Annotated in this window: 21 protein-coding genes; 6 read left to right on the plus strand and 15 right to left on the minus strand. The window is 66.7% G+C overall.

Annotation, left to right across the window (positions count from 1 at the left end; all coding sequences use genetic code 11):
- Positions 1–258 precede the first annotated feature (258 nt).
- The 3 genes from QU603_RS10095 to QU603_RS10105 all read right to left on the minus strand — a co-directional run bounded on the left by QU603_RS10095 (position 259) and on the right by QU603_RS10105 (position 2269).
- Positions 259–1005: a lipoate--protein ligase family protein gene (locus tag QU603_RS10095; protein ID WP_308491264.1), complete on the minus strand. Its 747-nt coding sequence runs from the start codon at positions 1003–1005 to the stop codon at positions 259–261.
- An 8-nt stretch (positions 1006–1013) separates the two neighbouring features.
- A complete protein-coding gene (locus tag QU603_RS10100) occupies positions 1014–1172 on the minus strand; it encodes a hypothetical protein (protein ID WP_308491265.1) in 159 nt (52 codons plus the stop codon).
- Positions 1173–1246: 74 nt separating this feature from the next.
- Positions 1247–2269: an Atu2307/SP_0267 family LLM class monooxygenase gene (locus QU603_RS10105; RefSeq protein WP_308491266.1), complete on the minus strand. Its 1023-nt coding sequence runs from the start codon at positions 2267–2269 to the stop codon at positions 1247–1249.
- 58 nt (positions 2270–2327) lie between these two features.
- Between QU603_RS10105 and QU603_RS10110 the strand changes: the two genes are divergently transcribed.
- On the plus strand, positions 2328–2894 hold the full coding sequence (locus tag QU603_RS10110; protein WP_308491267.1) for a GNAT family N-acetyltransferase: 567 nt from the start codon (positions 2328–2330) through the stop codon (positions 2892–2894).
- An 18-nt stretch (positions 2895–2912) separates the two neighbouring features.
- On the opposite strand, the gene QU603_RS10115 is transcribed toward QU603_RS10110, so the two are convergent.
- The gene (locus QU603_RS10115; RefSeq protein WP_308491268.1) at positions 2913–3479 is read right to left on the minus strand and encodes an isochorismatase family protein; all 567 of its coding nucleotides are present in this window, start codon (positions 3477–3479) and stop codon (positions 2913–2915) included.
- A 101-nt stretch (positions 3480–3580) separates the two neighbouring features.
- Here QU603_RS10115 and QU603_RS10120 point away from each other — a divergent pair, with 101 nt between their 5' ends.
- Positions 3581–4366, plus strand: a complete 786-nt coding sequence (locus tag QU603_RS10120) for a FadR/GntR family transcriptional regulator (RefSeq protein ID WP_308491269.1) — start codon at positions 3581–3583, stop codon at positions 4364–4366.
- 4 nt (positions 4367–4370) lie between these two features.
- On the opposite strand, the gene QU603_RS10125 is transcribed toward QU603_RS10120, so the two are convergent.
- The 8 genes from QU603_RS10125 to QU603_RS10160 form a co-directional block, all read right to left on the minus strand.
- Positions 4371–5570 carry a mandelate racemase/muconate lactonizing enzyme family protein gene (locus QU603_RS10125; RefSeq protein WP_308491270.1) on the minus strand — a complete coding sequence of 400 codons (1200 nt, stop codon included), beginning with the start codon at positions 5568–5570 and terminating at the stop codon, positions 4371–4373.
- A 28-nt stretch (positions 5571–5598) separates the two neighbouring features.
- Positions 5599–6555, minus strand: coding sequence for a carbohydrate ABC transporter permease (locus tag QU603_RS10130; RefSeq protein WP_308491271.1), 957 nt, complete (start codon positions 6553–6555; stop codon positions 5599–5601).
- Positions 6556–6557: 2 nt separating this feature from the next.
- On the minus strand, positions 6558–7499 hold the full coding sequence (locus QU603_RS10135; protein ID WP_308491272.1) for a carbohydrate ABC transporter permease: 942 nt from the start codon (positions 7497–7499) through the stop codon (positions 6558–6560).
- Position 7500: 1 nt separating this feature from the next.
- Complete coding sequence (locus QU603_RS10140; protein WP_308491273.1) at positions 7501–8880, minus strand: ABC transporter substrate-binding protein; 1380 nt, start codon at positions 8878–8880, stop codon at positions 7501–7503.
- Positions 8881–8985: 105 nt separating this feature from the next.
- Complete coding sequence (locus QU603_RS10145; RefSeq protein WP_308491274.1) at positions 8986–9747, minus strand: SDR family oxidoreductase; 762 nt, start codon at positions 9745–9747, stop codon at positions 8986–8988.
- Entirely contained in the window at positions 9744–10766 is a 1023-nt protein-coding gene (locus tag QU603_RS10150) for a zinc-dependent alcohol dehydrogenase (protein ID WP_308491275.1), read from the minus strand. The genes QU603_RS10145 and QU603_RS10150 overlap by 4 nt, the downstream gene beginning before the upstream one ends.
- A gap of 363 nt (positions 10767–11129) precedes the next feature.
- Positions 11130–13724 carry a right-handed parallel beta-helix repeat-containing protein gene (locus QU603_RS10155; RefSeq protein ID WP_308491276.1) on the minus strand — a complete coding sequence of 865 codons (2595 nt, stop codon included), beginning with the start codon at positions 13722–13724 and terminating at the stop codon, positions 11130–11132.
- Between the two features lie 179 nt (positions 13725–13903).
- Entirely contained in the window at positions 13904–14476 is a 573-nt protein-coding gene (locus QU603_RS10160; protein ID WP_308491277.1) for a helix-turn-helix domain-containing protein, read from the minus strand.
- 47 nt (positions 14477–14523) lie between these two features.
- On the opposite strand from QU603_RS10160, the gene QU603_RS10165 reads away from it, so the two are divergent.
- Complete coding sequence (locus QU603_RS10165) at positions 14524–16416, plus strand: FAD-dependent oxidoreductase (protein ID WP_308491278.1); 1893 nt, start codon at positions 14524–14526, stop codon at positions 16414–16416.
- Between the two features lie 225 nt (positions 16417–16641).
- On the opposite strand, the gene QU603_RS10170 is transcribed toward QU603_RS10165, so the two are convergent.
- A complete protein-coding gene (locus QU603_RS10170) occupies positions 16642–16941 on the minus strand; it encodes an EthD family reductase (RefSeq protein ID WP_308491279.1) in 300 nt (99 codons plus the stop codon).
- 96 nt (positions 16942–17037) lie between these two features.
- On the opposite strand from QU603_RS10170, the gene QU603_RS10175 reads away from it, so the two are divergent.
- From QU603_RS10175 to QU603_RS10185, 3 genes are all read left to right on the plus strand, one after another.
- Positions 17038–17550 carry a PadR family transcriptional regulator gene (locus QU603_RS10175; RefSeq protein ID WP_308491280.1) on the plus strand — a complete coding sequence of 171 codons (513 nt, stop codon included), beginning with the start codon at positions 17038–17040 and terminating at the stop codon, positions 17548–17550.
- Positions 17547–18959, plus strand: coding sequence for a DHA2 family efflux MFS transporter permease subunit (locus tag QU603_RS10180; protein WP_308491281.1), 1413 nt, complete (start codon positions 17547–17549; stop codon positions 18957–18959). Before QU603_RS10175 ends, QU603_RS10180 begins: the two co-directional genes overlap by 4 nt.
- Positions 18960–19362: 403 nt before the next feature.
- Positions 19363–19653 (plus strand): hypothetical protein, encoded by a 291-nt coding sequence (locus tag QU603_RS10185; RefSeq protein ID WP_308491282.1) that lies wholly within the window; start codon positions 19363–19365, stop codon positions 19651–19653.
- On the opposite strand, the gene QU603_RS10190 is transcribed toward QU603_RS10185, so the two are convergent.
- Both QU603_RS10190 and QU603_RS10195 read right to left on the minus strand, forming a co-directional pair.
- The gene (locus QU603_RS10190) at positions 19598–20290 is read right to left on the minus strand and encodes a hypothetical protein (protein WP_308491283.1); all 693 of its coding nucleotides are present in this window, start codon (positions 20288–20290) and stop codon (positions 19598–19600) included. The two genes, QU603_RS10185 and QU603_RS10190, sit on opposite strands and share 56 nt — an antisense overlap.
- Entirely contained in the window at positions 20287–21162 is an 876-nt protein-coding gene (locus QU603_RS10195; protein ID WP_308491284.1) for an HAD family hydrolase, read from the minus strand. The genes QU603_RS10190 and QU603_RS10195 overlap by 4 nt, the downstream gene beginning before the upstream one ends.
- Positions 21163–21164 lie beyond the last annotated feature (2 nt).

Genomic DNA, 21164 nt, shown 5'->3' on the forward strand with positions numbered 1-21164 from the left:
CGGCCGGCCCGCCGGACCCGCCCGCTGGACCCGCCCCCGCGCACCCCCCCGCCCCCGGCGATTCAGCAGTCACAAGCGACGGTCCCGATCACGCCGCACCCGCACATAGCGACTGCTGAACAGCCACCCCAGAATTCAGCAGTCACAAACGACCGCCGCGCCCCCGGCGAATCCGCACATAGCGACTGCTGACCGACGGCAGGGTCGGCGCCCGTCTGCCGGGGGTATCAGCGGCCACATCGACAAGGGGCGCGCCGATCAGCGGGGCAGATCGATGAGGGCGCCGACCAGCGCGTCTTCGACCTCGACGCGAGAGACGCCGGATGCCTCGTCCCGCAGCGTGCCGAAGGTCGCGGCATCCCACTCCAGCCCCAGTGCCGCGTTCACCTCGCGCAGCACGTCCACCAGGCGATCGATCGCTCCCAGCGGCACCATGCCGCTGAGCAGACGCGCCCCGCGCACCGCGCGCTGCGACGTGCCGACGAGTTTGACCGCGCCGCGGGCGTTGATGCTGAATTCGCCGGGGCAGTACTCCCCTGGCACGTCCCCGACCCGCGCATCAGCGCCCAGCCGTCCGAGAGCGGTCACCAGCGCGTCGCCGACGCGCGCGAACAGCGCCTGCGGGCCCACCACGGGCACCGGTGCACCCGCCGACGCGGCGGGTGCCGAGGCACCGGCCGGCACCACCGGCCCCGCAGCACCCTCGCGTTCGATCAGGTCGAACACGATGCACGATTCGTCGTAGGCGACCGCACGTCCGCCGGTCGGGCGTACCACGGGGGCGAATCCGCGCTCGACGCACGCCGCCGATGCCTGTGCGAAGCCCGGCATGCGGCTCTCGCGCCTGCTCATGGCCACGGTCGGCGGCGGGGCATACACCCGCACCACCCTGTCATCGGCGATCGTGCCGCCCGCCACCGCGCGCAGCAGTTCGACGGACCGCTCCAGTGCGGCTGCGGCATCCATCAACGGCTCGTCGCGGATGATCAGCGTCGAGAGCGGCACGGCCACGCTCAGCGGCCGCGTGCCGGGTCGATGCCGTCGGACGTGCCGAACATCGCCCGCAGCCATTCGGGCAAGCTCGGGGCCGGGCCGGAGCGCTCGGGGCCGGTGATCGTGCCGAACATCTCGATGCCGCCACGCGTCCAGCTCACCTCGGTCGAACTCGTCATTCCCTCATGATTTCACGGGCGCGAGTGGGCAGCCGCGCGACCCACGCGCCCGGATGCCGCGTCTGCCCTGCGGCTCAGCCCAGCATGTCCTTGACCATCGGGACGACCTTCTCGCCGTACAGCGTGATCGAGCGCAGCTGGTCGCCGTGCGGCACCGGTTGGTCGAACTTGAAGTCGAAGCGGTCGACCTTCAGCGTCTGCAGGGTGCGCACGACCTTGCGCGCCACCGTCTCGGGTCCCCCGACGTACAGCGCGCCGGTCTCGATCTCGCGCTCGAAGTCACCGGGCGACGGCGGCGGCCAGCCGCGCTCCTGGCCCATCCGGGTGCGCATCGCGAGCCACCCGTCGTGAACGATCTCGCGCGCCTGCTCGTCGCTTTCGGCGACCAGTCCCGGCGAGTGCACGGCGACCGGGCGGTGCGCGATGCCGAATTCGTCTTGCGCGCGTTCGAACAGATCAATGTAACGGGCGAACCGTTGGGCGGGGCCGCCGATGATCGCCAGGAACAGTCCGAATCCATACTTCGCGGTGCGCACCACCGACTCGGGGCTGCCGCCCACCCCGACCCACGCCTTCAGCCCGCCCGCCGTGGTCGGATACACGCGCTGATCCTTCAGTGCGGCACGGGTCGTGCCCTGCCAGGTGACCGGCTGCTCGGTCAGCAGCTCGGCCAGCAGCTGCAGCTTCTCTTCGAACAGCACCTCGTAGTCGTTCACGTCGTAGCCGAACAGCGGGAACGACTCGATGAACGATCCTCGTCCGGCGACGATCTCGGCACGCCCGTTCGAGACGGCGTCGAGGGTCGAGAAGCGCTCGAACACGCGTACCGGGTCATCGGAGCTGAGCACCGTCACCGTCGAGCCCAGCCGAAGCCGCTCGGTGCGCGACGCGATCGCAGCGAGCACCATCTCGGGGCTCGAGACCGCGAAGTCGGGGCGGTGATGCTCGCCCACTCCGAAGAAGTCGAGGCCGGTCTCGTCGGCGACCACGGCGTCGTCGATCAGGTCGCGGATCACCTGCGGGTGAGCCACCGGCTCTCCGTTCGCGTCACGGGTGACTCCGCCGAACGTGTCCAGGCCGAACTCGATGTCAGTCATGACCGAAACAACCCCCGATCGCGTCCGCGGATTCCCGCCGCGGGCGTAGTGTCGATGGGTGAAAACTGCTGACGCGGTCATCCGCCCCGCCCGCCGCGATGACGCAGCCGCGATCGCCGCGATCCACAACGACGCCGTGCGCAGCACGACGGCGATCTGGACCGACGTCACGGTGGATGCCCACGACCGCGCGCAATGGATGCAAGAGCACGAGGCCCGCGGCGAGGCCGTCCTGGTCGCCGTCGACGCTGACGATGCCGTGCTCGGCTACGCGACGTTCGGTCCGTGGCGCGCCAAAGACGGTTACCGGCACACGGTGGAGCATTCCGTCTACGTCCGCAGCGACAGCCGGGGCGGTGGACTCGGGCGGGCGCTCCTGGTCGCCATCGTCGACGAGGCACGCCGCAGCGGCAAGCACGTCATGGTCGCGGCGATCTCCAGCGACAACACGAGTTCGATCCGGCTTCATGAGCAGCTCGGCTTCACGACGGTGGGATGCCTCCGCCAGGTCGGGACGAAGTTCGGCCGGTGGCTCGACCTGACCTACCTGCAGCTCATCCTCGATCCTCGCGCGCGGCCCGAAGCCGCATCGGCCACGCCTGAGGCCTCATCGCTCGCGTCGTGAGCGCACTGAGCACCGCGCTCAGAAGCCGATGTCGGCTGTCGCGCACACCTCGGCGAACCCGCCGCCGGCGAGATTGATCCCTGTGATCCGCATCAGCGTCGCCGCATCCGCCGACGCGCCTGCGCCGGTCAGCTCGAAGGTCGTGGTCGCATCCAGCGGCACGATGACGCGGTAGCCCAGGTTCCCGCCCATGCGCGCGGTCGTCTCCACACACATATTGGTCTGGATGCCGCACACCACGACGGTGTCGATCCCCCGCTCGTGCAGCCAGGAATTCAGATCCGGCGCCCCCAGGAACGCCGAGTTCACCGACTTGGTCACGAGCACCGCCGGCTCGACGGCGGCGATCTCGTCGAACAGCGCGTTGCCCCCGGCATCCGGCGCCAAGGGCGACCCGGCCTCGTGACTGTCGTGCCGCACGACCACGACGGGAGCGGCGGCCGCCTCGAACACGTCGACGAGGTCGCGCACGCGCGAACGGCACCCGGCGAGATCGACCGGCGTGCCCCACACCGGATCGGTGAAGCCCTGCTGCATGTCGACGACGACGAGAGCGGAGCTGCGCGGCAGGGCGGTGAGGGTCATATGTCCATGATGACAGCGGATGACGGGGGCACGGCGCCCAGCGGCGAGTCTGCACCGGTCCCTCCCTTTCGTTCGACGCCCGTGCTAGTAAGGTCACATGTATGGCCCATGAGTCGACGCTGGTGTCGCGGTTGATTCCACAGAGGCTCCCTGCCGGTCGGCTGGGAGTGGCAGTCGTGGCGGAGCTGGTCGATCTGATCGTCACCGGTCAGCTCAATGAAGGCGATCTGCTGCCGCCCGAAGGTCCGCTCAGCGAGCACTTCGGCGTCAGCCGCACGGTGCTGCGCGAGTCCGTGAAGCGGCTCGAAGAGAAGGGGCTGGTCACCGTCTCGCAGGGCCGCGGAACGCAGGTCCGCGCCCGCGGGTACTGGAACATGCTCGACCCCGTCGTGCTGTCGGCCCTGATCGACAACGACGAGACCCTCGGGGTGCTCGACGAGCTGACGGTCGTGCGGGCAAGTCTCGAGTCGGCGATGGCAGGAGCCCTCGCCGGATCGCACACCGCCGACGATATGCACCGTCTGGAGAACGCACTCACCGCCATGCAGGAGAGCGCCTTCGAGACGGATTCATTCCGCCAGGCCGACGTGGTCTTCCACTATGCGGTGATGGAGATGTCGGGCAACGGGCTGGCCGAGAACATCGCGAAGCATCTGTACAAGCGCGCCGTGGAGTCCAGCCGCTACCAGGGCATCAATCCGCCGGATGCCGTGCCCCTGACCCTGGACGAGCACGCGGCGATCGTCGAGGCGATCAGGAGCGGCGACGTCCCCGCCGCGCAGAAGGCGATGCACGAGCACATTCATGTGTCGTGGGAACGTCGCCGGCTCTCCGATCACGCACCCGCAGCGCACGCGAAGAAGTCGAACTCCCCGTCGGGCAAGTAGAGCCTCACACCGCGCTGCGCCGTGGTGACGATGCCGGTGCCGGCACCGCATGATCGTCGATGATGTCGGGCTCGGCGACCAGCCGCAGCGCGGCCCGCTCGGGACGGATGTGGGGCCCGGTCGGCGGCGGGGTCTGCGTGACAGAACCGGACGGGAGCATCTTCGACTCGTCGACCGAGATGCCGTTCCCCGGTTGGTCGCCGAGCACGATGCCCCCGTCTTCGAACCGCTGGTCCACGTCGAGGCCGACCGGGAACTTCAGGTCCTGCACCTCGTGCGTGAGCATGTTGGGCACGGCTGCGGCCGCGTGGGCGATCGGGTTCGTGTTGTATGCCACCGGGCTCACCGGCAGGTCGTTCGCGTGGGCGCGCATGGCAACCCGAAGGAAGTTCGTGATGCCCCACACGCTGCCCACCTGCACGATGTCGATGGCATTCGCGTCGAGAATCGGGCGGTACTGCTCGAGCCCCGTGAGGTTCTCGCCGCTGGCGATGGCGGTGCGCACCGTGTTGCGCAGTGCGGCCATGCCGGCGGCATCCCAGCGTCGCAGCGGCTCCTCGATCCAGGCCAGGTCGAACCGCTCCTCGATGCGCGCCACGTATCGTGCCGCCTGCGCACGGTTCCACGACTCGTTCGCATCGAACATGATCCCCGGATGCCGGGAATTGCGCGAGAGAACATCGTGCATGATCTCCAGGCGCGGAAGATCGCGCTCGATGTCGCGACCGCCCTTCAGCTTGCCGGCTTTGAACCCCCGCTCGGCGAAGCGACCGTACAGCGACGCGAGCTCGTCATCGGGCAGACCGTATTCCAGTGCCGACGCATAGCCGGGGACGAACCGCTCACGCCCGCCGAGGGCACGCCACAGCGGTTCGCCGGCTGCCTTCGCCTTGATGTCCCACAGGGCCATGTCCACGGTGCCGATCGTGCCGAAGACGCTGCCGGCATGCCCGGACTTGAACACCCAATCCAACATCCGGTCATACAGCGCCACAACCGATCTGGGGTCCTCGCCGTCGACGGCGGGAAAGACGCGCGCAATGCTGGCATGCGAACCGACACCGACGCCTTCGATCCCCGAATCGGTCTCGATGATCAGCACGGGGACGGGGGTCGTGTTGCGCGTCTGAACCCCATTGACGTCGCCGGTGATCCGTCCCCAATCGTGGACCGTGTTCAACGTTCGATAGCCGGTGATCTTCACTTGCTGCACTCCTCACGTGCCCACGCACTCATTCTTTGGTCCCTCCCGCCGTCATCCCCGCCACCAGGAATCGCTGGGAGAAGAGGAAGACGATCAGGACGGGAAGGATCGACACGATCGTCGCCAACGCCAGCGTCGGCAACTGCACCGAGTCCGACCCCGCTGAGCTCGGATTGAATGCCGGCGTGGACGCCAGCAGCGACGTCAGACCGACCTGGATCGGATAGCCGTCGCTGGAGGGCAGCATCACGAACGGCAGGAAGAAGTTGTTCCAGTTCTGGACGAAATTGAAGAACGCGACCAGTGCGACGATCGGCGCCGCCAACGGCAGCGCGATACGGGTGAACACCTGGATTTCGCTGCAGCCGTCGATGCGTGCCGCCGCGAGAAGATCACGCGGGATGCTCGTCGAGAAGTAGATGTAGGTCAGATACACCCCGAACGGGAAGAACGACATCGGCAAGATCACCGACAGCGGCGTGCCGATCAGCCCGACGGTGTTCAGCTCGAGGAAGACCGGCAGCACGAGCGCCGTGCTCGGGATGAGCATCACGACCAGGGTGAGCACCAGCAGCGCCTTGCGCAGCCTGAACTCGGTCAGTGCGAGGGCGTAGCCGGCGGGGATGCTGACCACCAGCGTGATCACGAGCGCCCCCAGCGTGTAGAACGTCGAATTGCCGATCCACAGCGTGACAGCACCGTCCTGGAAGCCGAACAGCTGATTCCAGTTCGCGACGAAGTCGGCCCAGGAGCCGACCGAGAACGGATTGGAGACGATCAGCGCGTGGGAGGACTTCGTGACGGCGAACAGCAGCCAGATGATGGGGATCACGAAGAACAGCACGAACAGGACCAGGATGAGCCCGGCCACGGAGCGACCGCCCTGCGTCCGCATCCTGCCGCCACGGACCCTGCCGCCACGGACCCTGTCGCCGCTGTCCCTGCCGCCACTGACTCTGTGCGGCGCGGTGGACTGTGTGGTCATCGTCATTCCTTCTCGAAGAGGCCACCGCGCGTCACGAAGACCCACGACAGCAGAAGCGCGACCAGCAGCAGGATCAGAGAGATCGCCGCAGCGCCGTTGAAGTCGTTCTGCTGGAACGCGTACTGGTAGGCCAGTTGGTTCACGGAATAGTCATTGGGCACCACGGCGTTGCTGGCCTGGCTGAGCAGCTGCGGCTCGACGAACAGCTGCGTGCCGGCGGCGAGTGACATCACGCCCATGTACGCGATCCACTTGCGCAGCATCGGCAGCTGGATGCGCAGGGCGATCTGCACCGCATTCGCCCCGTCGATGCGCGCCGCCTCGATCACGTCGGAACTGACGTTGTTCAGCGCCCCGTACATGATGACGATCCATCCGCCCGCACCGGTCCAGAACGCGATGATCGCGAAGATCGCCGGCAGGTTGCCGGGCTGGATCACCTGCACGAAGCTGTTCATGCCCATCAGGCGCAGCAGGCCGCTGACCGGGCTCGCCGTCGGGTCCAGCACGAACAGCCAGAGCAGAACGCTGGATGCTCCGGCCAAGGCCCCGGGAAGGTAGTACACGAAGCGCAGCGCGGTGCCCGCCCACCGGACCTTCACCGCATGCACGATCAGCGCCAGCACGACCACGAAGACGACCAGCATGATCAGCCAGATCACCAGGTAGAAGGTGACATGCAGCACGGCCGGCACGAACCGGAAGTCGGTGACGACCTTGACGAAGTTGTCGAACCCCGCGAACCCGCCGTCCACCTTCGTGAAGGCAAGGAAGACGGCATACACCGCCGGGAGGATGCCGAACGCCAGCGCCAGCAGCGTGTAGAGCGAGACGAAAAGGTACCCGATGGGCACGCGTCCGGGCGCCCGGCCCTGGGGCCGGACTGGCCGCCGACGCGATGTCGCGTCGGCGGCCAGCCGGTCGCTCACGGGAGCGAGGGCCATCTCACTTCACCGTGTATCCGTCGACTTTGGCCTGGTTCTCGATCGCCTGCTGCCATGCCGGCAGCATGTCGACGATCGTCTTGCCCGCCGTCACACCCGGTGTGATCGTCTTCGCCCAGATCGCCTCTTGGCTGAAGATTCCGTAGCCCCAGCCGTCCCAGATCTGGGAGGCGGCGGTCACGATCGGCTGCAGCGGTGTGGCGTAGTACTTGCTGGCGTCCTGCTTGGCCACCCACTTCTGCGCGGCTTCGGCGTAGGCCGGGTAGCCGGGCGCGAGTTCGACCTGGTAGGCATCGGCCGTCGTGACGTACTGCACGAACTTCTCGGCGGCCTTGAGGTTCTTCGAGTGACTCGAGATGAACCATGTTCCGCCGCCGACGTTGCCGGTGACCGCCTTGTCCTCACCGTTCCACGGCAGAGGAGCGGCGACGCCGAGCTGACCGGCCGGCACGTTCAACGACTGCGGGTTGTTGAAGATGGCACCCGCGTACCACGCAGGTCCGGGCATCATCAGCACCTTGCCGGTGTACTTCTTCACGAACTCCGGTGTGAAGACGCTGACCACCGGCACCGTGCCGTTCTCGCGGAGGGTGTCCAGCAGCGTGGCGGCCCGCTTGCATTCGGTCGTGTCGGTGTTGACCGTCACGGTGCGGGGGCCGGTGATGTCATTGGCCTGGCACTTGCTCCCCCACATGAACACTTCCGGAGTCCACGCGTCCCCGGCGGTTCCGACGATGTAGCCGGGGTGCTCCTTCGCGACCTTCTCACCGAGGGCCTGGTAGTCCTCCCACGTCGTGGGCAGGGTGTAGCCGAACTTGTCCATGAGCGACTTGTTGTACCAGAGCACCGCCTGGGCGAGGTCGTTGCGCAGGCAGTACACCTGACCTTCGACCGTGCACGGGTTCAACGCCCCCTCGGCGAAGCCGTCGAGGATCGTCTTGGGAACGAGCCCCTTGTCGAGCACGGCGGCGAAGGCCTGCTTGCCGGCGGTCTTCTGGCTCGCCCATGCCGCGTCGGTGTTCTGCGACGAGAAGACGACGTCCGGCCAGCCGCTGCCTGCTCGGTCGAACAGCTGCATCTTCGTCTTGAACGAATTCGAACCGTTCGCCGACCCGTCGTAGGTCACGACCTTGATCTTGGTTTCGGGGTTGTCCTTCTCGAACGCCTTGACGGCGGCCTGGCGGTCAGCATCCACCCAGACGGTGATCCTCGAAGACGTGTCCTGCTTGGCTTCGGGAAAGCCGTACGACCCGTTGCTGCTGCCCGTGCTCCCACCTGAACTGCACCCGGTGAGGGCCAGGAGCACCGATGCGACACCGAGCGCGGCGGCGGTGAGCGCTGCTCGGCGGCGTGAACGCACCACATTGTGGATTCCGACCATGAGATGTCCTTGTCTGATTGATCCTCGTTGACGACTCCAAGGAGGCGTACTCGAAGAATAGAGCATACGTATGACGTGTGCTCTTTACTGTGATCAGATTGTGACCTAACGGCCGAGCCATCCGCCGTCGACGGGGAGTATCGCCCCCGTGACGTACGCAGCCGCCTCCGACGCGAGGAAGACCGTGGCCCCGGCCAGGTCGTCGGCGCGTCCCCATCTGCCCGCGGGGATTCGCTCGAGGATCGACTGCGAGCGCGCCGGATCGTCTTGCAGCGCCTGGGTGTTGTCGGTCGCGATGTACCCGGGGGCGATCCCGTTGACGGTGACACCGCGCGAGGCCCACTCGTTCGACAGCGCCTTCACCAGACCCGCCACGCCCGACTTCGCGGCCGTGTAGCCCGGCACGTTGATGCCTCCCTGGAACGAGAGCAGCGACGCCGTGAAGATGACCCGGCCGTGACCGGCCTCCAGCATGCGCCGGCCGAGGATCTGACTGAGCACGAACCCGCTGGTGAGGTCGACTTCGAGCACCTCGTCGAACCAGTCGAGGGGATGCTCGGCAGCCGGCGCCCGCTTGATCGTGCCGGCGTTGTTCACGAGGATGTCCACCGGCCGCTCGGCCTCGGCAAGCCCCTGCGCGAAGGCGATCACCTCATCCCGCTGCGCGAAATCCACCCGGTACCCGGTGAACTCGCGCCCGAGCGCGCGCACGCGGTCGGCGATCTCAGAAGAGACGGGATCCAGGCTCGCCGAGACGCCGATCACGTCGGCGCCCGCTGCCGCCAGCGCTGCGGCCATGGCGAAGCCGATGCCGCGCTTGGCACCGGTGACCACGGCCAGCCGTCCGGTCAGATCGAAAGGGTTCATGCGCCCGCTCCCACATCGACGAGGATCTTCATCGCGCCGCCGGCTTCCAGCGAGTGGAAGGCCGACTCTGTCTCGCTCAGCGGGACGATCCGCGTGATCAGCGCGTCGGCCGGGATCTCGCCGCCTGCCACGAGCTCCACGGCGTGCTCGAAGTCGGTGCGCTCGTAGACGCGGGTGCCGAGAATGCGCAGTTCCCGCCAGAACAACCGGTGCAGGTCGATCGGCCGGGGCTGCGGGTGGATCGCCACCACGACCAGCGTGCCGCGGACTTTGACCAGGGAGGTGGCGCCCAGGACCGCGGCGGCGGCGCCCGACACCTCGAACACCACGTCGGCGCCGGCATGCCCGGTCCATTCATCGACCCAGGCCTCCTGGTCGGCGCCGGACGGGTCCAGTGTCTTCAGCCCCATCTGCTCCGCGGCGGCTCGGCGGCCCGGATCGATCTCGGCGATGACCACTTCGGCACCGAACGACGTGGCGACCGTGGCGATCAGCACGCCGATGGGGCCGGCACCGATCACGACGACCTTGTCGCCGGCGACCAGACCCGAGCGGCGGACGTCGTGCACGGCGACGGCGACGGGCTCCACGAGCGCGGCGTCGCGCAGAGACACCCCGGCCGGCAGACGCACCAGCACATCGGCGGGCACGTCCCAGTACTGCTGCAGAGCCCCGGGGCTGTCGATTCCGATGAAGTCGAGATTCTGGCAGATGTGGGTGTTGCCCGCCAGGCATGCCGGGCAGGTGCCGTCCCACGACAACGGCATGACCGTCACCGCGTCGCCGACCGACCATCCCTCGACGGCGGATCCCACGGCGCTGATCGTGCCGGACATCTCGTGACCGATCGTGGCCGGCATGGTGACCCGGCTGTCCATGTCGCCGTGGAACACGTGCAGATCGGTACCGCAGATTCCGACGTAGGCGACGGCGATGCGCACATCATCGGCGCCGAGTGCTCCCGGGTCGCGTTCCTCGACGGTTATCGTCCGATCTCCGACGTATTCGGCAGCGAGCATCGCCGTTCCTTCCTATTCATCACTTCTTTAAACATCTTACGTATGACGGTATTGCATGACAATGGGCCCGACCGTGGGCTCCCTCCGGCGGCGACCCGCCGGTAGAGAGGCCTCCCCCGCTGATAGAGCGCACTCTGGGCCCCGACCACGGACGCAGGGTCGCCTTGTCGCGCACACTCCGCGCACCCATCGTATTGTCGCCAAAGATCCGATGTCTAGTCATCCCCAAAGTCGGCGATCGCCGGCCGGGCCCAACGCTGTCGTCGGGTGCTTCACTGCGCACGAGCAGACGGCCTGAGGGGGCGGGGCCCTCGCCCCGCCCCCTCACGCCTCCGCGTCAGTACGACGCGTCGTCGAGACCTGTCACTCAGACCGCTGCGTGAACGAGTCGAACTGGTTGATCGCCGACTGCGACGTGTCGTGCGAGGTCGAGAAGACACCCACATCCTGTGTGTCGGCAGCCGAGGCCAGTGTGACCGGCGACCCTATTGCCACGAAGTTCGCGCCATCGTACGAGTACGAAGCGGAGAACGACGTGCCCGAGCGCGTCAGCTGCACCCAGACGGGCCGGCGCGTGTCGACATTCGCCCGCGCATCCGTGTCGAGGTAGCCGTCGCCATCGGTGTCCCATTCGAACACGACGCCGTTGCGCGCGGTCACTGCGACCACGGCATACCCGCCGGATGCTCCCGCTTGCGTCATGTCGTTGCGAACCATCACACCCGACTTCGCCCACGCGTTGGCGTCGTTGACCGACACCACCCGGACGGAGGCGCTCACGCCGGACCGGAACGAGCCCTCGTCGTAGATGGCGCCGAACTGGTCATCGTGCTGTCCCCCAGCGCCCCAGATGTCCGCGCCGCGTGCAGCGATGCCGAGCGCGGTGCCGTCCTGCCCGAAGTAGGAGCTGAGGGCCGAGGAGCCCGTCGTGGCGTACGTGGAGCCGACCGGCGCATCGGTGGCGCATCCGGTGAAGCCGAACAGGTTCGCGTTGAGCACGGTGCGGTATTCCGCTGCGACACCGGAGTCGCAGATCACCTGGCGTGCTCCCGCCGGCCAGTTCGCGCCGCTGACCCGGACGTTGTCGATCAGCGTATTGTTGTGCGCTGCCGCGTTGGGCGCCGAGATCCCTCCGGAGTTGTACCAGTTGTTCTGGATCACGTTGTCGCTGGTGTTGTTGCGCAGGCTGTACGCGTTGGTGAACACGAACGAACCGCCCTGCACCACGTTCTCCTCCCATGTCGTGGACCGCGTGCCCTCATCGAGGTAGAGGCCGACACCGGAGATGTTGAACAGGTAGTTCTTGTCGAAGACAGCCCCCGGGTTGGCCGAGAGGTTGTAGATCGTGCCGCCGTCGGCGAATCGCGACTTCGTGTTGTGCACGAGGTTCCCTTCCACGCGGGTGTTCTTCAGCGTGGTCGGCGTCGTGTACAGCGTGTTCCAGTTGTAGTAGCCGCGGTCGACGTAGTCGTTGGACCCGCCGGCGTCATTGATGCCCCACCCGAACCCGGTGTCGATGCCGTCGTAGGGAACGTTCGAGACCTCGTTGTGCAGGATCTGCGCGTTCGTGACGTACGTGCTCAGGATGCCGCTGTTGTCCTTGTAGTCCACGGCCACACGGCTGATCGTGTTGTCCTGGATCAGGATGTTCTCGTTGGTCATCCTCGGATCGCTGGGGTGATGCGCGTCGGGCAGCACGCCGCCGACGGCGATGCCGTGGCCGCTGTCTTCCATGAACCGATTGCCGACGACGTCGATGTCGCTTGCGCCCAGACCGACGCCCGATGAAGTCGCGTTCGCATCGTTGCCGATTCCCAGCGCGGACTGGCCGAGACCGGTGAACGTGTTCTCCGTGAACGAGATGCGACTGGCCGCAGACACCTGCACCGCCGCGGGCTCTTGGAACCAGGACGTGCGAGCCCGCTCGAACATCTCACACCCGCGCGAGCAGGTCTGGAACGCATCGGCGGGCCGATAGGCGTAGTCGCCCTTGATGAAGGTGCCGTTCTGCTGATCGGCGTAGCCATCGGCGGACGGGCCCATCCACGACGTGCCGGAGAACTGGATGCCGCGGAACGCCAGTCCGGTCACCGGACGGTCGTACGTGCCGCTGATGCTGACCAACGACTGCAGTCGAGGCAGTTCGATGTCGAGCGTGTTGGGATTCACCCCTGCCGCGGGCTTGTAATAGAGCTTGCCCGCCTGCGGGTCGATGTACCACTGCCCGGTCTCGGTGAGGAAGCTCAGCGAGTTGTCCAGGTACCAGCTGGGGCCGGCAAGGAACGAGTTCTGCACGGTGTCCCAGCCCCACGTGTTGTTGTTCCAGGCGGGCTGGGCCATCGTGATCTCGCTCTTGCTGATGCTCTGCACCGGCGAATAGCGATTGGTGAAGTCACCCAGCGACTCGAACTCGATCCGGCCCTGATCGGGCAGGTCTGCGAGGTAGGCGAGATCGGGATTGTTGATGGTGAGACCGGTCGCCGTGGGAGTCACATCGGCGTTCTTGAGCCGGATCGCGGCGCGCGGCGCGATGACGCCGTTGACGACGAGCTGTCGGGTGTCCAGCCCCTTGCGGCTGTCGGCGACCCAGATGCCCGACCCCTCATCGGACGGCTGCCATCCGCTGACCTTCGTCGCCCCGGTGATCGTCGGGTGCGCTCCCGGTGCCGCTGCCCATTCGATCGTGTGGTCACCGCCGCCGTCCTGTGCGCGGAACTGCAGCGGTGAGGCGATGCGATAGACACCGTCCGCAAGCTCGACGCGGACGTCACCGCGGTGCGCCTGACCGCGCACGACGTCTTGCGCGTGCTCGAGCGTGCACGGCTCTGACACGGTGCAATTGCCCGACCCCGCCCCATCCGGCGACGCATAGAACGTCGTGGCCTGTACCGCCTGTGCCCGAAGCGGGGCAAGCGCGGAGGCGACGACGAAGCCCGTGGCCAGCAGCGCGAGAGCCACCCTCCCCTTACGTTTCGTCCTTGATCCGTTGGTGTTCGACATCAGTGTCATGAGAGATCGATTCCCTTGTTCCTTGCGTCACAGTTTTATGGGTCACAGCACTTTCGAAGACAAGTGATATCACACGTATGATGTTTAGCGCAATGGTGTGAGCCACGGTGTGTCGATCGATACAGCCGTCACCCGTGGCGGTGGCCGGGAAGATGGGCCTGATCGCCGTCGTGGTCGAAGATGGTGAGGATCTCGGCAAAGGCACCGTGAGCGGTGAGTGCGTGGGGGGTCATGGTGGAGAACTCGGCGGCCTGACCTTCCCCGACGAGGATCGTGCGCTCGCCGAGCTGCAGATGGACGATGCCGGTGAGCACGGTGAACCATTCGTAGCCGGGGTGGACCTGCGCTTCGACACTGTCACTGCCGGCGGTGATCCGCATCTTCGCGATGGTCACACCGCTGCGATCTCTCTCGCGGGAGAGCAGCCAGATCGTCGCACCGCCCATGTGCTCGGGTTCGGGACGGATCACGACGTCTTCATCGTCCTCGGGTTCGACGAGCTGATCCACGCTCGTCCCCAGCGCACGGGCGATGGCGACCAGCTGTTCCAGCGCGATGCGGCGGCCACCGGTCTCGATGCGGCTCAGCGTCGAGGTCGACACGAAGCAGCGCGCGGCGAGCGTGTCCAGCGTCCAGCCTCTGGCCAAGCGGAGCCCGCGTATCCTCTGTCGAACGACCTCGTCGAGTCTTTCTTGCGTCATACGCAAAAGTTTATGCCCCACCCGCGAACCACGGTTAGTGTCGCCGTATGACTTCTCACGATGCTCCGCATCCTGTTCACCACCACGAAGCCGGCCGCCACGAAGCTCACCACCACGAAGCCGGCCGCCACGAAGCTCGTCACCATCACGACCCGGAGTCGTCCGCCGAGTACCTCGACCGAGGGGCTCGCCAGGCTGCCGCCCTGACCGCGCGCACGCTGGATCGCGCCGCGTCTGCCCTGGCTGCCCCGGTGTGCTCGGCGCTCGATCTGGGATCGGGCACCGGTGCCGGCACGGTCGCTCTCGCACGACGGTTCCCGGAGGCGCAGGTGCACGCGCTGGACCTGTCGACACAGCTGCTGGATCGACTGAAGGATGCTGCGCTCGTTGCGGGCGTCGCCGACCGGGTGCACACTCACCCGGTCGATCTCGACGACGACTGGACGACGCTCGTGCCCGGCGGCGTGGACCTGGTGTGGGTATCGCTGTCCTTGCACCACGTCGCCGACCCTGCCTCGGTGCTGCAGCGCGCGCTGTCGGTGCTGCGGCCCGGCGGGGTCCTGGTGATCACCGAGATGAGCGGATCCATCCAGCTCACTCCTGACGACCTGGGCACGGGACGGGACGGGCTTGCCGCCCGTGCCGCCAGCGGCCTTGCCGCGGAGGGCTATCCGACCACGGCCGATTGGACGGTGCCGCTGACCGACGCAGGGTTCGTGCACACGCAGCGCGAGCTCATGGATCTGACCGTCGCGGGCGACGACGCCGAGGGCGCGGCGTACCTTGCGGCACAGCTGTCGGCATGGCACAGCATCCTCGCCCAAAGCATGTCGGGCGATGATCTGGTCGCCCTGAAGGCGGCCGAAAGCGAGATCAGGGCAGGTTCGTCACCGGTCACCGAGAACTCCGCTCGCGTCGCATGGGTCGCCGTTCGCCCCGACGACACCGCCCCGGACGCGATGGAGGCGGACGTCGCCGTCGTCGGAGGAGGCGCCGCCGGGCTGGCCGCAGCGATCGCCATGGCCCGTTCGCGCCGACGTGTGGTCGTGATCGACGCCGGTGAACCGCGCAATGCGCCCGCTGACGGCATCCACAACGCGCTCGGCAACGAAGGCGTGCCGCCTCGGGAACTGCTGGCCAAGGGGCGCGCCGAGGCCGAGTCGTACGGCGTGCTCATCGTCCACGGGGCAGCCACCCGCGCCCACGGCACGATCGACGACTTCACCGTCGAGGTCGACGGCGGGTCACGTCGCGTGCACGCGCGCCGCGTCATCCTGGCCACGGGGCTGAAAGACGATCTCCCGGATGTGCCGGGAGTGCGCGAGGCGTGGGGACGCACGGTGCTGCATTGCCCGTTCTGCCACGGGTGGGAGGTGCGCGATCAGCACATCGCGATCCTCGCCCCTGACGAGGTGGCGCTGCACCAGGTCATGCTGTTCCGACAGCTTTCGAAGACGGTCACGGTCTTCCTGCACGAGGCGGCAGACCCCACACCGGAGCAGTGGGCGCAGCTGGATGCTCTGGAGGTCACCGTCATCCGACCCCGCGTGGAACGACTCGTCGTCGACGGCACCCGCGTGCGCAGCATCGAGGTCGACGGCGGCGGCTCGTACGACGTCGACGCCGTCGCCGTCGTGCCCCGCTTCAACGCGCGCACCGAGCTGTATGAAGCACTGGGCGGCGAGGCCACTGTGACGCCGTTCGGCCGGCAGATCGCGGTAGATGCCCGTGGAGCGACAGCCGTGCCCGGTGTGTTCGCCGCGGGCAATGCCGGCGACCCGATGGCCATGGTCGTCGGTTCAGCGGCCTCGGGAGTGGCCACCGGCGCGGCCGTGCACGCAGACCTCGCCTTCTCAGACCTCGACCGCGCCGTGCGGGCACGACGCGCTGTGCATGAACGCGCTGTGAATGAACGACGTGCCGCGAGTGCGATGGCCTGAGCGACGACGCGAGTCAGTGAGTCGTCCTGGCGAGTAGGCGCCGTCGGTACGGCGACCTCGGTGCGCTGGGCCGCTGACGTGCAGCGAACCTTTCGAGCACGACCGGCACCGTGCCGGCTCATACCGCGACGAGCCGAGCCGACGCCTACGAGATCGGCTTGCCGACCTCGGCGCGTCGGATGCAGTGCACACAGACGCCCGGCGTTCGCACGCTGAATGTTGCGGCTACAGCACCTCGGCCCACCCTCGCGTGGGCTGCACGGTGGCGAAGTTGGCGATGTCCGCGTAGATCTCCTCGCCGTGTTCGGCGAGCATCACACCGAAGGTCTCGGCGGACTCGACCCAGAAATACGCGGCGACCGCGAACGGCGGGGTTGGCGCGCCCGGGGTGGCCACGGCACGATGCACTTCCCAGCGAACGCAGTTCTCACCGATCATCTCGGCGAACCGCGGAGCGTGGACCGTGGCGAAGTAGTCGACGTTGAGGCCGTCGCTTTCGGGGTAGACGACAGAGGCGCAGAACATGGTGATCTCTTTCGGTTGAACGGTCAGGTGTCCGGCAATCCATTGTGCGCCGCCTCATCGCACTCGTCCACTCAAACTAGATTAGGATAACCTATTATGGCCTATCCCGAGATCCTGATCTTGCGTCATCTGTCACGGCGTCCCGCGCACGGGTATGAGCTGCGGAAGCGGATCGAGGAGACGACCGGGATCGTCATCAACAACAACTCGCTGTATCCGGCGTTGAAACGGTTCGTGGAAGCGGGCGCGGTGAGGATGACGGTCGAGCAGCACGAGTCGAAGCCGCCTCGTCACGTCTACGAGCTGACGGACGTGGGGCGGGAGCTGCTGCATGACCTGCTCTCGGAGCTGCCTGTCGCTCAGGCCGGGGATGATCTGGAGTTCCTGACCCGGCTCGGCCAGTTCGCCTTCCTCGATCCGGACGAACGTGTCACGATTCTCGACGTCCGTGCGACCGCGCTGTCGGCTCGCCGGGATCGGCTTGCCGCTCTGGCCGAGCGCGCACCGGACGAGTTCTGGGGTTCCGCGGTGATCGCCCGGCTCCGTGCGCAGACCGAGGCGGAGCTGCACTGGCTTGACGAGCTGGGCGATCAGGCGGCGCGGCCGTGACGAGCGCGCCCGCGCAGCGGTTGGGCGTCGTCGCGCAGTATGCGTTGCTGGCGGGTCCGTTGCTGTCGATGCTCGATTCGAGCATCGTCAACATCGCCATCGCCCCGATCGCCACGGAGATGCACGCCGAGCTCAGCACCGTGCAGTGGGTGACCAGCGGCTACATGCTCGCGCTCGGCACCGGCCTGGCGCTGACGTCGTTCTTGGCGCGTCGCTTCGGCACGCTGCGCACCTACACGATCGGGATGCTCGCGTTCACCGCGGCGTCCGTGCCGTGCGGCCTCGCGCCGACCACCGACGTTCTGATCGGCGCCCGCGTTGTGCAAGGGCTCACCGGTGCCACGCTCGTACCGCTCGCGATAAGCATGCTCATGGGCTCTTCGGGCGCGTCCCGCAGCATCTCCCCGCTGGCGGGGATGCTCCTCTTCCTCGGCCCCGCGCTCGGCCCCAGCCTCGGCGGGCTCCTGATCGGTGCTTTCGGGTGGCGGTCGATCTTCTTCATCAACCTGCCGGTCGGACTTCTCGCCGTGATGGCCGCCCGCACCATCCCGACCGGAATCGCCCCTGCCGGGCAGCGGAACACCCGCCTCGACCTTCTCGGTCTCGGCCTGCTCGCTCTCGGACTGTTCGGTCTGTTGTTCGGACTCGATCGCGGCGAAAGCAACGGCTGGGCCGACCCCGCCTCCTGTCTGCCGCTCGGCGCGGGCCTGCTCCTGCTCACCGGATATGTGCTGCGCTCCCGCCGCACGCCGCATCCGGTGCTCGATCCGCGCATTCTGCGCGATCGTGACGCCGCGCTCTCGTTCGTCCTCTGCGCCGCTGCGTCGGTCGCGGCGTGGTCGATCCTGTTCCTGCTCCCGGTGTTCCTGCAGCACGTTCAGGGCTACACGGCGCTCATGGCCGGGATCGCGCTGCTCCCGCAAGGCATCCTCACCGGCCTCGGCACCGTCCTCGGCCAGAAGGTCGCCGACCACATCGGCATCCGATACACGGTGCTCATCGGCTTCGCTGTGCTCGTGGTCTCCTCCCTCGGCTTGCTCACCCTCGACGCCACGACCTCGCTCTGGGTCACCTCCGCAATCCTCGCTGCCCGTTCCGCCTCGATCGGCCTGGTCATCACCCCGTTGCTGACCGTCGTCAACCTGCACCTGGCATCCGAGGAACAAGCGGACGCGAACACCGTGTTCAACGTCGTCCAACGCATCGCCGGCTCCCTCGGCATCGGACTCCTCGCCGGCTACTTCGCCACCCAGACCGCGACGATCGGCCCCGTCGACGCGCTCCACCAGGTCGCGATCATCATCGCCGCCATCGCGGCCACCGCAACTGCCGTCGCCCTCTTTCTGCCACCCCGCTCGTCAACGCATGTAAGGATCCCCGCAGATCGAGCCAGACGGAGAATTGACTGACCATCGTCTCGAGAGGGCCCGCGGTCTTCGACTCCCAGTGCCGCACGATCTGGGGCAGGCCAGACACGACGAAAGTCCCGATGAAAATGACTTCTCATCAGGACTTTTCCGTCGGGATGACAGGATTTGAACCTGCGACCCCCTGACCCCCAGGCAACGCCGAGCGACTTTCTGAATGCCCCACAGCACGCCGACGTACCCCGTTCTACCCCGAGATTCCGCGGATTTCACCACGACTGACACCGGGCACCATGGGGCTCGTCGGGGGACTCGGGAGGACCTCGGAGGAGCGTGGCGGGAGTCCTTTCGGAGTCCTCGCCGAGCCCCATTCGGCGAACGTGCGGTGTCTGTCTGAGAGTAGGGTCCACGCCGCACGGAGCGGCAGCGACGAGGGGACACGACCATGAGCAAATGGAAGAACAAGCGCTACGACAGGCTGACGGACGAGGAGCAGGACCTGCTGTTCTACGCGATCCTTGACGCCCGGGATGCCGCCGCTGAGCGCTGGGCGATGGAGTTCGGCAAGGTACTCCCGCCGCACGTCGAGCTCGCGATCGTGGAGCAGTACGCTAACCAGCTCCACGACGAGCTCGGGCCGCGTACCGAAGCCTGGAGCGTTGTCGATGGGTGTGGAGTCGCTACCGTGCTGGGATGGGGTGAGGCGGAGTCGTCGGAATCGGGATCACGTTGGTGATGTTAATCTCCGGCGCGGGCTCGGGTACCACCGCCCTAGCGGGCAAGAAGAAGAGGACCCATGTTGCCGTGATGAGAAGCGCGCAGATTCCACCGTAGAACAGGTTCAGTTTGTGCTTCGAGTGCAGCTTGACCTCCGCCGCGCGCCAGGTAATTGGCCGTCTAACGGCTCCGGCCCGCTTGCGCCATGGCCAGCGGGGCCAGTGTGGAGAGATCGGACTCTCGTCGCCAATCTTCTTGCCCAGCCCCGCTTCTACACCAAATGCCTTGAGCAACTTCTCCTGGGCAATTCCCTCTTTGACAGCGCCAACGAGGAGCTTGTGATACCACCCGGCGTCGGCAAACCAAAAGGCGATCCAGATCGCGAGACCGAGCAACGGGACGGCGAATGCCGGGCTCACGTGCCTTCCATCGAAGGCGAACGTGTCGGTATTCGCATAGGCAAACCCAGTCGCGCCAAAGGTGAAGGTGAGAACAGTCAAAGCGAGAGCGCGGATACGCCATCCGATGTCGTTGAAGTGCTGCTGGACATCCACAGCCTTCTCCCACAGCGTGAGATGTGCCTGCAGACGCGCCTCAACGGACGCGGGCGTCGGCTCCGGGGTCAGCACAGCCACCGGGGGCTCGGGCGCGCTCACGGGCGCGGCCGAAAATCGAAGATATCCAGAAGCTGCGGTAGACCATTCTCCAAAATGAACGAAGGTGTCCGCTTGTCGCGCTCCGATCGCTCCTGCGCGATCATCGCGTCGGGCCAGTGCGAGACTCGCCGGAGCTGTTCATACTCCTCCATGTGCTGCACTCGACCATACTTCGCCCAGACGTCGAGCACGCCAACGTCCTGGGCCATCGGGACATCCTTGTCGAGGCTGTCTCCGACGTAAACGACCTTGGAGGGATCGATGCGGTATTGCGAGACAACTGTCTGGAGAACGATCGGGTCGGGCTTGAGCACGCCAGCGGGAACATGGTGGTGCTCGGTGTGGTGAAGCCCGTAGGCGTCTGGCTTGTACCGACGCATCTCTTCGGGAACCACGCCCGCAGGAGCGTCGTGATCGGGCGAAGAGTAAAGCCGATCGATCACGCCGTCGAGATCGAGGTAACGAATCCGCCAGTGGGTCCAGTACTCCAGCGACTCCGTGTAGGCGACGATCGGAGTTCCAGTGGCGTCGATGGCACGCAGCGTGTCGAGGACTCCGGGATACAGCTCGGTGTGCATAAGGCGTGCCTTGTTCTGCGCGTGAAGCGCTTCGTCGAAGGCTTCTCGCAAGGAGTGGCCATGCGCGTATGGGCGCAGAACTTCCAACTCCTCAATGAGCCACGAGTACTCGCTGGTACCGCGGCTTTGGTGGATCGGCCGGATCGCCCGCTCAAGCTCAGCCTCGGGCAGTCCAGTCGCGTCTGAAAGCCCCTGCAGCAGGGCACTAAACGAGTGGTACCACGCTCGGAACCAGTCCCACAAGGTGTTATCGAGGTCGACAACGAGAAGTTCCGCGGGGATGCGGTCAGCCAAGA

Origin of the sequence: Microbacterium terrisoli (assembly GCF_030866805.1) — a bacterium.
Classification (GTDB): Bacteria; Actinomycetota; Actinomycetes; order Actinomycetales; family Microbacteriaceae; genus Microbacterium; species Microbacterium terrisoli.